The sequence below is a fragment of the Bacillus sp. 05T22 genome (genome assembly GCF_056396765.1).
The window spans coordinates 1-8,213 of record NZ_JBFTMC010000161.1 but is presented as its reverse complement, the minus strand read 5'-3'; the positions used below and the strand labels follow the sequence as shown (position 1 = coordinate 8,213).

The following is an 8,213-nucleotide window of genomic DNA, read 5'->3' as shown; positions in this document are numbered from 1 at the left end:
GCGGGTCCATCCATAAGTGACAGCCRAAGCCGCCTTTGAATTTCGCACCATGCGGTGCAAAATGTTATCCGGTATTAGCCCCGGTTTCCCGGAGTTATCCCAGTCTTATGGGCAGGTTACCCACGTGTTACTCACCCGTCCGCCGCTAAYTTCATAAGAGCAAGCTCTTAATCCATTCGCTCGACTTGCATGTATTAGGCACGCCGCCAGCGTTCATCCTGAGCCAGGATCAAACTCTCCAATAAAGTTAGTTTGTCTAGCATCTAAAATAAAAATTGACRTTTCACGTTGTTTGTTTCGTTCAGTTTTCAAAGAACTAAAAGCGGGTGAAGAGAATCGAACTCTCGACCAGAGCTTGGAAGGCTCTTGTTTTACCACTAAACTACACCCGCGTGGTCGGGAAGACAGGATTTGAACCTGCGACCCCCTGGTCCCAAACCAGGTGCTCTACCAAGCTGAGCCACTTCCCGTTATGGCGCGCCCGAGAGGACTCGAACCCCTAACCTTTTGATCCGTAGTCAAACGCTCTATCCAATTGAGCTACGGGCGCTTATTCATGATGTTTTGTCGTTGTTGTATTTCAGCGACTCAATTATCTTATCACACTGCATTTTCAAATGCAAGCACTTTTTTATTTTTCTTTGGTGCGGCCGAGAGGACTTGAACCTCCACGGGGTTTCCCCCACTAGGCCCTCAACCTAGCGCGTCTGCCATTCCGCCACGACCGCATATGCGGGTGAAGGGAGTCGAACCCCCACGCCAAAGGCGCCAGATCCTAAGTCTGGTGCGTCTGCCAATTCCGCCACACCCGCAGAAATAAAAAAGAATGAGCCATGAAGGACTCGAACCTTCGACCCTCTGATTAAAAGTCAGATGCTCTACCAACTGAGCTAATGGCTCGTAAATGGCTGGGCTAGCTGGATTCGAACCAGCGCATGACGGAGTCAAAGTCCGTTGCCTTACCGCTTGGCTATAGCCCATCAAAAAATATAATGTTTTTTCGAGACGAAAGTCATTATATCACAATAACCAATAAAAAACAACTGCTCAAAAGCAGAAGTTAAAATGGCGGTCCCGACCGGGGTCGAACCGGCGATCTCCTGCGTGACAGGCAGGCATGTTAACCACTACACCACGGGACCAATGACGGGATCGAACCGCCGACCCCCTGCTTGTAAGGCAGGTGCTCTCCCAGCTGAGCTAATCCTCCAAAAGTGGTGACCCGTACGGGATTCGAACCCGTGTTACCGCCGTGAAAGGGCGGTGTCTTAACCACTTGACCAACGGGCCAATATGAATGGCAGAGAAGAAGGGATTCGAACCCTCGCACCGCGTTAGCGATCTACTCCCTTAGCAGGGGAGCCCCTTGAGCCACTTGGGTACTTCTCTGTATGGCTCCGCAGGTAGGACTCGAACCTACGACCGATCGGTTAACAGCCGATAGCTCTACCACTGAGCTACTGCGGAATAAGAAAGACAATTTACATCTTATAAAAGTTCATACTATAAGTCAAGTCGTTTATACAAATTCTTGTGCAAACATGACATGTTTATAATATACTGGATTGATTTTTAACTGTCAAGGTGTTTTTTTATCTCTTTCAACCTACCTTTACACTTCCCGCAAACATATCTTTTTGTATTTATTTGACGCCTTCTTCTATATTGAAGAAAACATCTCATACATTCATACATATGAGTTTTAATCACCTTCTCTTCTTCGCTTATTCTCTTACAGAATCTAGGCGCACCAACCTTCTTCATTAACTGACGAAAATCTTGATCTCGATGTTGGTACCCTTTCCCCATAATATGCAAATGATAATGACACAACTCATGCTTAATAACGCCAATCAGTTCTTCTTTTCCATACACTTCATAATAACGATAGTTTAATTCTATATTATGACTTCGCAATAAATACCTCCCACCAGTTGTACGTAGTCGTTTATTGAACATTGCTTTATGTAAAAAAGCCCTACCGAAATATTGCAACGATATTTCTTCTACAAGTCTTTGAACTTCTTTTTCATTCATTTTTATTCCCCCAAAAACTAAAAATAAACTTACACTTTTCCTCTTTCTTATACATATATTAAATAGTACATATACCCATCCTCATTCAAAAGCGTAATTTCTATGAACTACCCTCTTCCTCATCTATCCATAGAACTTCGCTAACCAAACTCTTATAAGCAGTTCCCGAAATTGAGCTTTTCACTTACTTCGAATCTTATCTCAATGTATAGGGGGCTACTTGTTAGAGCCGGATTAAACAAGGAGGGATTCTTATGCCTACGTGGCTCCGAAAACAAATGCAACGTGCATATTTCGAAAAAAACCGGTATCAAATTAAGTTACTAAATGAATGCTGGTTTTATTATAGCAAAACACATCAAAATTCCTGATAAAGTGAACGTTATATCAGTGGGGGATAAAGGCTCCCCCCACTGATTCGAATTTTACTAACATCCGTTCATAAAAAAAGAGCAGTGTCATACCTGCCCTCTTCCCATTATTATTCAATAGGTAACATTGATAAGGCAACGCGCCCTTTTTTCATATCAACATCATCTACCCAGACCTTTACAATTTGCCCGACAGACACCACATCTAACGGATGCTTCACAAACTGTTTGCTAAGTTTAGAAATATGTACTAAACCATCTTGTTTCACACCAATATCGACAAACGCACCAAAGTCAACAACATTTCGAACAGTTCCTTCTAACTCCATGCCACGCTTTAAATCTTCTAATTTGAGAATTCCCTTTTTCAAAAGTGGTTTTGGTAATTCATCACGCAGATCTCGTTCCGGACTAATTAAAGCATCTATAATATCAATTAATGTCGGCTCACCGATATTTATCTCTTGAGATAATTTAGAGAGCTCTACTCCTTCTAAACACTTTTGTAAGTGCGGTTGTCCTACATCATCAATTGATAACCCTAAGCTTTTTAATAGTAATTCAACATTTTTATACTGCTCTGGATGAATACTTGTTCTATCAAGTGGATTTTCCCCTTCTAGTATACGTAAGAAACCAATACATTGTTCATACGTTTTGGCACCTAAACGTGGTATTTTCTTCAACTCTGTACGCTTTGTAAATTTCCCGTCTTCTTCACGTTTGTTTACAATATTTTTCGCAACTGTTTTTGATAATCCGGAAACGTATTGCAATAGCGCTACAGAAGCTGTATTCACATTCACCCCTACTTGGTTAACGGCTGTTTCCACGACAAATGTTAATGATTCATTTAATCTTTTTTGTGATACATCATGTTGATATTGTCCTACCCCAACTGATTTCGGATCAATTTTCACAAGTTCGGCAAGCGGATCTTGCAGACGTCTTCCAATCGAAACGGCACTTCTTTCTTCAACTTGTAGATTTGAAAATTCTTCACGAGCCAAATCAGAAGCTGAATATACACTAGCGCCTGCTTCATTAACAATAATATAAAATACATCTCGCATTACTAATTGTAAGACATCTACTATAAACTCTTCCGTTTCCCTAGAAGCTGTACCATTTCCAATCGCAATCATCTGAACCTGATATTTTTCTATAATAGAAACAACTTTTGTTTTTGCATCTTCATATTTCCGAACAGGTGGGTGCGGATAAATGACATCAATATGCAGAACTTTCCCTGTATCATCTACTACCGCTAACTTACATCCTGTTCGATATGCAGGATCTACTGCTAATACCACTTTCCCTTTCATCGGTGGCTGTAACAGTAAATTACGTAAATTCTCAGAGAAAATATGAATCGCTTGTTCTTCCGCTGTTTCAGTTAATTCTTTTCGAATTTCCCTTTCAATTGATGGCTGAATTAATCTTTTATATCCATCTTCAATCGCTAACTGTACATACGCTGCACTTTTGGAAGAAACATCATGAATCACTTTTTTATGTAAAAAACGAACAATCTCTTCTGTTGGTGGGACAACAGAAACTTTTAGAACTTCTTCTTTTTCACCACGATTCATGGCTAATACACGATGAGGTACAACCTTCTGCAGTGGCTCTTCATAACTGTAATACATCTCATATATATTTTTTTCATCTTTTTCTTCATCTTTTACAGAAGACGCAATCATTCCTTTTCTAAAGGTAACATTTCGAATCCAGCTGCGGTACGCCGCATCATCGGATACAAGTTCTGCAATAATATCTTGTGCACCTTGCAATGCTTCTTGGGCAGATTGTACTTCTTTCTCGGCATTAACAAATTCCTTTGCCTTATCTTTCGGGTCTTCTTTCGTAAACAGGATTAACCACTCAGCTAACGGCTCTAGTCCCTTGTCTTTCGCGATCGTCGCTTTCGTTCTTCTTTTTTCTTTATAAGGACGGTACAAATCCTCTACTTCCTGTAGCTTTGTTGCAGATACAATATGATGGCGTAGCTCTTCTGTTAATTTTCCCTTTTCGTTAATCAGACGAAGAACTTCTTCTTTCCGATCTTCAAGTTGCATCATATATTGCCATCTTTCTAAGATTGCACGAATTTGCACTTCATCTAAAGAGCCTGTCCATTCCTTTCGGTAACGAGCAATAAATGGAACTGTGTTACCTTCTTCTGTTAATTGAATAACATGACGAACTTGCTTTTCTGTAAAGCCTAATTCTTTCACTAACATTTTCATTAACGCTTGTCGATTATCTATCATTTCCATATACAACCGTAACCTCCTCTAATAAAAAAAGTTGCCCCTAAAAGAGAGCAACTTAAACTGCCGATTTAAAAATCTATTAGTCCTAAACTAATTTGTAAAGCTTCGTCTACACGACTCATCATCATCTCATCTAAATGAGTGATTTTGTCCGTTAAGCGTTGCTTATCGATTGTTCGAATCTGCTCGAGCAAGATAACAGAATCTCTCTCAAATCCGTACTTTTTTGCATCAATTTCCACATGTGTGGGCAATTTTGCTTTCTGAATCTGTGCAGTAATAGCCGCTACAATCACAGTCGGACTAAAACGATTTCCGATGTCATTTTGAATGACAAGAACCGGACGAACGCCTCCTTGCTCAGAACCAACAACTGGGGAAAGGTCTGCAAAATACACGTCGCCGCGTTTTACAATCAAAATATTACCCCCCGCTAACTAAGCGTTCTACTGTATGAGCTGCTTCATACTCTGCTAAGAAAGCTTCAGATGCAATACCAAGATTAATTTTTCCCATTTCAATATACCCACGTCGCATTGATTCATGTTGGTAGCGTTTCTTCGTCTTATGTTGACGCAATAACAGTTGTGTTGCCTGGCAAATTAGTTCATGGCGATTCTTATTCTCTTGTTTTCCAATTCCGTCCAATTCCGTTACCACTTGCTTTGGCAACCGAACCACGATTTCAGTAGTTACACTTGATTCGGACACAAAAATACACCTCCACCGTCAACTACACACCCAAATATATATGACACCTATTGTAATAATACCATTGTATGGAGCCTGTTGCAAAGACTTCCTTATTCCTTGTTTATGTTTTCCAATTCACAAACAAAACATTCACTCTCATTTACTTTTTATCTCTTTTTAACAAGAAGTGAAGGGGAATTTCCACGAACAGGAGCCCCCATCATTATTGATAACTAGCAAGTAGGGACTATCACAAAGATGTTTGCTTATATATCATTTAAATAGTTTATTACTTTTACCACTTCCCCATGTCGTATGAATACACGTGGAACACGAAAACTAATTGTCGCGATAATCTCATAATTAATGGTATTTGAATACTCGGCAACCTCAGTTGCACTAATGTACTCATCACCTTGCTGTCCAATCAGGGTAACCTTTGTTCCAAGTGGTACTTCACAGGGAAGATGCAACATACATTGATCCATTGTAATCCGACCTACAATAGGAACTCTTTTCCCCTGAACGAGCACTTCAAATCTCTGTAGTCGTCTAAGCCAACCATCTGCATATCCAATCGGTACTGTCGCAATCCACTCTTCTGTCTTCGTACGATATGTGACATTATAGCTAATCCTATCACCTTTAATGACTTGTTTAATATGTGCGACTGTTGTATGAAATGAAAGAGCAGGTTCTAATTTAATTGGTAAATAAGGGCGTATTTCTACAGAAGGTGATAACCCATACATTGCAATTCCAATTCGAACTGCATTAAATGTAATTCCAGCAAATCGCATAGTAGCTGCACTATTTGCCGTATGAATAAATGTTGGATTCACCCCGAATGCTTTCAACCAACTAAGTTGCTCTAAAAAAGTGTTATACTGCTTATCAAAGTAAGATGTCTCTACTTCATCTGCTGTTGCAAAATGCGTATATACCCCTTCCAACTCCAAAAAGGGGGCATCTTCTAAGCTTCGTAAGAACTCTTTTAACTCTTTACGTTCACGAATCCCAATTCTACCCATACCACTATCGAAGTTAATATGAAACTTCATCGAGAACGGGCTATCCCAAATTTCTACTGCTTCTTCAACCCATTCCTTTTGAAAAACAGTTAGTGCTACATCATTCTCAGCAGCTACATTCACATCACGTGGCGGTGAAGGACCTATTACTAAGATTGGTGCAGTAATCCCAGCACGCCTAAGTACTAGTGCCTCATCTAAAAAAGCAACTGCTAATCTTGTTGCTCCTGCTTCTAATGCTGTTCTCGCTACTAGAACATAGTCATGTCCATATGCGTTCGCTTTCACTACAGCAAAAATCTCGACACTTTCCGGAATGATTTCTTTAATGTGCGTTACATTATTGTAAATTGCATCCAAATTTACTTCTACCCACGTATCACGGTAAAACGATGATTCCATAAAAACACTTCCTTATATACGATATGCGAAGCTCATTCTTTTATATTCGTCTTTTTATGAAATCCATTCCTCAAGACAAGAAAAAACGTGGTGCATACACATCACCACGCCTTAAAAGTTTATCCCGCTATTCACGAGCATTAAAACCCCACCCTCAAGATTTAGAGAAAAACAAGGAAAATAGATGGGGAGTAACTGCCTGTAAAATCCTGATTTGTGATGACTTTCCATCAATTTCGAATCCCACACTGGTAGAGTTTCCACTTTATTTCACCTGCTTTTCTGCAACAGAACGAGCTACCATTAACAGCTCATCTGATTTTAAACCTTTAGACACGAGCATATATTCCACTCCGTTATGCGACCATGTTAATGAGTCTTTCGCTAGAGCACCAATTGTAAAGCCAAGATCGACTAACTCTCCACTTACACTTATTGACGCTGAAGCTTCAGCAACCTTCGCTTTTTCTTGTATCAATGTAAAGGATTTCTTATTTCCAGTGTATGTGAGTATCGCACGCTTGCCACCGTCTGTCTTTAACTCTTTTTCTTCATTTAAAACCATCCCTTGCGGAGTATCACGTGGATATAAAATAGCAAATGGCTTATCTTCTTTCGCTGTTGTTTGCACATCCACTTGCGCCCTGGACATATTTTGTTTCGTATCAAATGCCCCCTTATCAAACTTTGTATCAAACTTTACTTTTGAAAAATCTACTTTCACAAGAACATTTTGATCATTATCCATCAATTTTACCGAAACAGGCGCTAAATCACTTTTATTAAATTTAATCTCTTGCTTCGGCAGCATATTTTGATGGTGATAATTCGTTTTTGTTTTAAACACATAATATTTATCCGTTTTCTCAAATGAAAGATTCTTATCATTTAAAATATCTCTTACAAGTGACTCATACAAATAAGCTTGGCTGCTATTTTGCGGCCAGTCGCTTTGAAATCGAAAACTTTTATTAAGAGCTGGTGTTAATACAAAAACACCCTCATTATTTCGTAAAATAATTTGACTTTGATCCTTTTTCGTATTTTTTAAATTCACACGATAATAAGAAGGTTCTTTGTGCCAAACTTCCACGTTATACTCTTGTGGTTCATTCCCCGTTTTAATAGATAACTTTGCTTCAGCTTGATAACTCTTCATACCCTTAACCTTCGCTTCTAAATCTCGCACGACGTCTTCCTGTTTCTTTTCCATACAACCCGCTAACACGAAAACGGTCAATAAACCGACAATAACTAAAAATAGCCGCCTTTTCATCATTTCAGCCCCTTTGCCCCTATAAATGAATGGAAGATATTTCTTCCTTATCGCTAAATCAAATATATGAGACAAAGATGTAAAATATGCAGACTAGCGTGCCGAGCTTTCTAAAACAACCTGTGCC

The 8,213-nt window shown here is 39.5% G+C and carries 7 protein-coding genes, 12 tRNA genes and 1 rRNA gene; 1 reads left to right on the top strand and 19 read right to left on the bottom strand.

The window, feature by feature from the left end; all coding sequences use genetic code 11:
• From AC1DIT_RS26295 to AC1DIT_RS26230, 14 genes are all read right to left on the bottom strand, one after another.
• A 16S ribosomal RNA gene (locus AC1DIT_RS26295) occupies positions 1-245 on the bottom strand; the annotation flags it as partial.
• Between the two features lie 76 nt (positions 246-321).
• Positions 322-392 (bottom strand) — tRNA-Gly (locus AC1DIT_RS26290).
• Between the two features lies 1 nt (position 393).
• Positions 394-470 (bottom strand) — tRNA-Pro (locus tag AC1DIT_RS26285).
• Positions 471-473: 3 nt separating this feature from the next.
• Positions 474-550, bottom strand: a tRNA-Arg gene (locus tag AC1DIT_RS26280).
• A gap of 92 nt (positions 551-642) precedes the next feature.
• Positions 643-728: transfer RNA gene (locus tag AC1DIT_RS26275), tRNA-Leu, on the bottom strand.
• 3 nt (positions 729-731) lie between these two features.
• Positions 732-812 (bottom strand) — tRNA-Leu (locus AC1DIT_RS26270).
• Positions 813-827: 15 nt separating this feature from the next.
• Positions 828-900, bottom strand: a tRNA-Lys gene (locus AC1DIT_RS26265).
• A gap of 5 nt (positions 901-905) precedes the next feature.
• Positions 906-980: transfer RNA gene (locus AC1DIT_RS26260), tRNA-Gln, on the bottom strand.
• A gap of 86 nt (positions 981-1,066) precedes the next feature.
• A tRNA-Asp gene (locus tag AC1DIT_RS26255) sits at positions 1,067-1,142 on the bottom strand.
• Positions 1,137-1,210: transfer RNA gene (locus AC1DIT_RS26250), tRNA-Val, on the bottom strand. Before AC1DIT_RS26250 ends, AC1DIT_RS26255 begins: the two co-directional genes overlap by 6 nt.
• A 5-nt stretch (positions 1,211-1,215) precedes the next feature.
• A tRNA-Glu gene (locus tag AC1DIT_RS26245) sits at positions 1,216-1,290 on the bottom strand.
• 8 nt (positions 1,291-1,298) lie between these two features.
• Positions 1,299-1,389 (bottom strand) — tRNA-Ser (locus AC1DIT_RS26240).
• Between the two features lie 3 nt (positions 1,390-1,392).
• A tRNA-Asn gene (locus AC1DIT_RS26235) sits at positions 1,393-1,467 on the bottom strand.
• A 105-nt stretch (positions 1,468-1,572) separates the two neighbouring features.
• Positions 1,573-2,037: a SprT family protein gene (locus AC1DIT_RS26230; protein WP_016117038.1), complete on the bottom strand. Its 465-nt coding sequence runs from the start codon at positions 2,035-2,037 to the stop codon at positions 1,573-1,575.
• A 254-nt stretch (positions 2,038-2,291) separates the two neighbouring features.
• Here AC1DIT_RS26230 and cmpA point away from each other — a divergent pair, with 254 nt between their 5' ends.
• Positions 2,292-2,408 carry a cortex morphogenetic protein CmpA gene (gene cmpA, locus AC1DIT_RS26225; protein ID WP_017154227.1) on the top strand — a complete coding sequence of 39 codons (117 nt, stop codon included), beginning with the start codon at positions 2,292-2,294 and terminating at the stop codon, positions 2,406-2,408.
• Positions 2,409-2,518: 110 nt separating this feature from the next.
• On the opposite strand, the gene AC1DIT_RS26220 is transcribed toward cmpA, so the two are convergent.
• The 5 genes from AC1DIT_RS26220 to AC1DIT_RS26200 all read right to left on the bottom strand — a co-directional run bounded on the left by AC1DIT_RS26220 (position 2,519) and on the right by AC1DIT_RS26200 (position 8,023).
• Complete coding sequence (locus tag AC1DIT_RS26220) at positions 2,519-4,687, bottom strand: Tex family protein (RefSeq protein WP_016117037.1); 2,169 nt, start codon at positions 4,685-4,687, stop codon at positions 2,519-2,521.
• Positions 4,688-4,752: 65 nt separating this feature from the next.
• The gene (gene ndoA / locus AC1DIT_RS26215) at positions 4,753-5,103 is read right to left on the bottom strand and encodes a type II toxin-antitoxin system endoribonuclease NdoA (RefSeq protein ID WP_003194532.1); all 351 of its coding nucleotides are present in this window, start codon (positions 5,101-5,103) and stop codon (positions 4,753-4,755) included.
• Positions 5,104-5,107: 4 nt separating this feature from the next.
• Positions 5,108-5,395 carry an antitoxin EndoAI gene (locus AC1DIT_RS26210; protein WP_000004571.1) on the bottom strand — a complete coding sequence of 96 codons (288 nt, stop codon included), beginning with the start codon at positions 5,393-5,395 and terminating at the stop codon, positions 5,108-5,110.
• A gap of 248 nt (positions 5,396-5,643) precedes the next feature.
• Positions 5,644-6,810 (bottom strand): alanine racemase, encoded by a 1,167-nt coding sequence (alr, locus tag AC1DIT_RS26205; RefSeq protein ID WP_016117036.1) that lies wholly within the window; start codon positions 6,808-6,810, stop codon positions 5,644-5,646.
• Between the two features lie 265 nt (positions 6,811-7,075).
• A complete protein-coding gene (locus AC1DIT_RS26200) occupies positions 7,076-8,023 on the bottom strand; it encodes a LolA family protein (RefSeq protein ID WP_033671682.1) in 948 nt (315 codons plus the stop codon).
• Positions 8,024-8,213 lie beyond the last annotated feature (190 nt).

What these genes read in the sequence shown, in the direction of transcription:
- AC1DIT_RS26230 (WP_016117038.1), bottom strand. Translation starts at nt 2,037, where the DNA reads ATGAATGAAAAAGAAGTTCAAAGACTTGTAGAAGAAATATCGTTGCAA.
- cmpA (WP_017154227.1), top strand. Translation starts at nt 2,292, where the DNA reads ATGCCTACGTGGCTCCGAAAACAAATGCAACGTGCATATTTCGAAAAA.
- AC1DIT_RS26220 (WP_016117037.1), bottom strand. Translation starts at nt 4,687, where the DNA reads ATGGAAATGATAGATAATCGACAAGCGTTAATGAAAATGTTAGTGAAA.
- alr (WP_016117036.1), bottom strand. Translation starts at nt 6,810, where the DNA reads ATGGAATCATCGTTTTACCGTGATACGTGGGTAGAAGTAAATTTGGAT.
- AC1DIT_RS26200 (WP_033671682.1), bottom strand. Translation starts at nt 8,023, where the DNA reads ATGGAAAAGAAACAGGAAGACGTCGTGCGAGATTTAGAAGCGAAGGTT.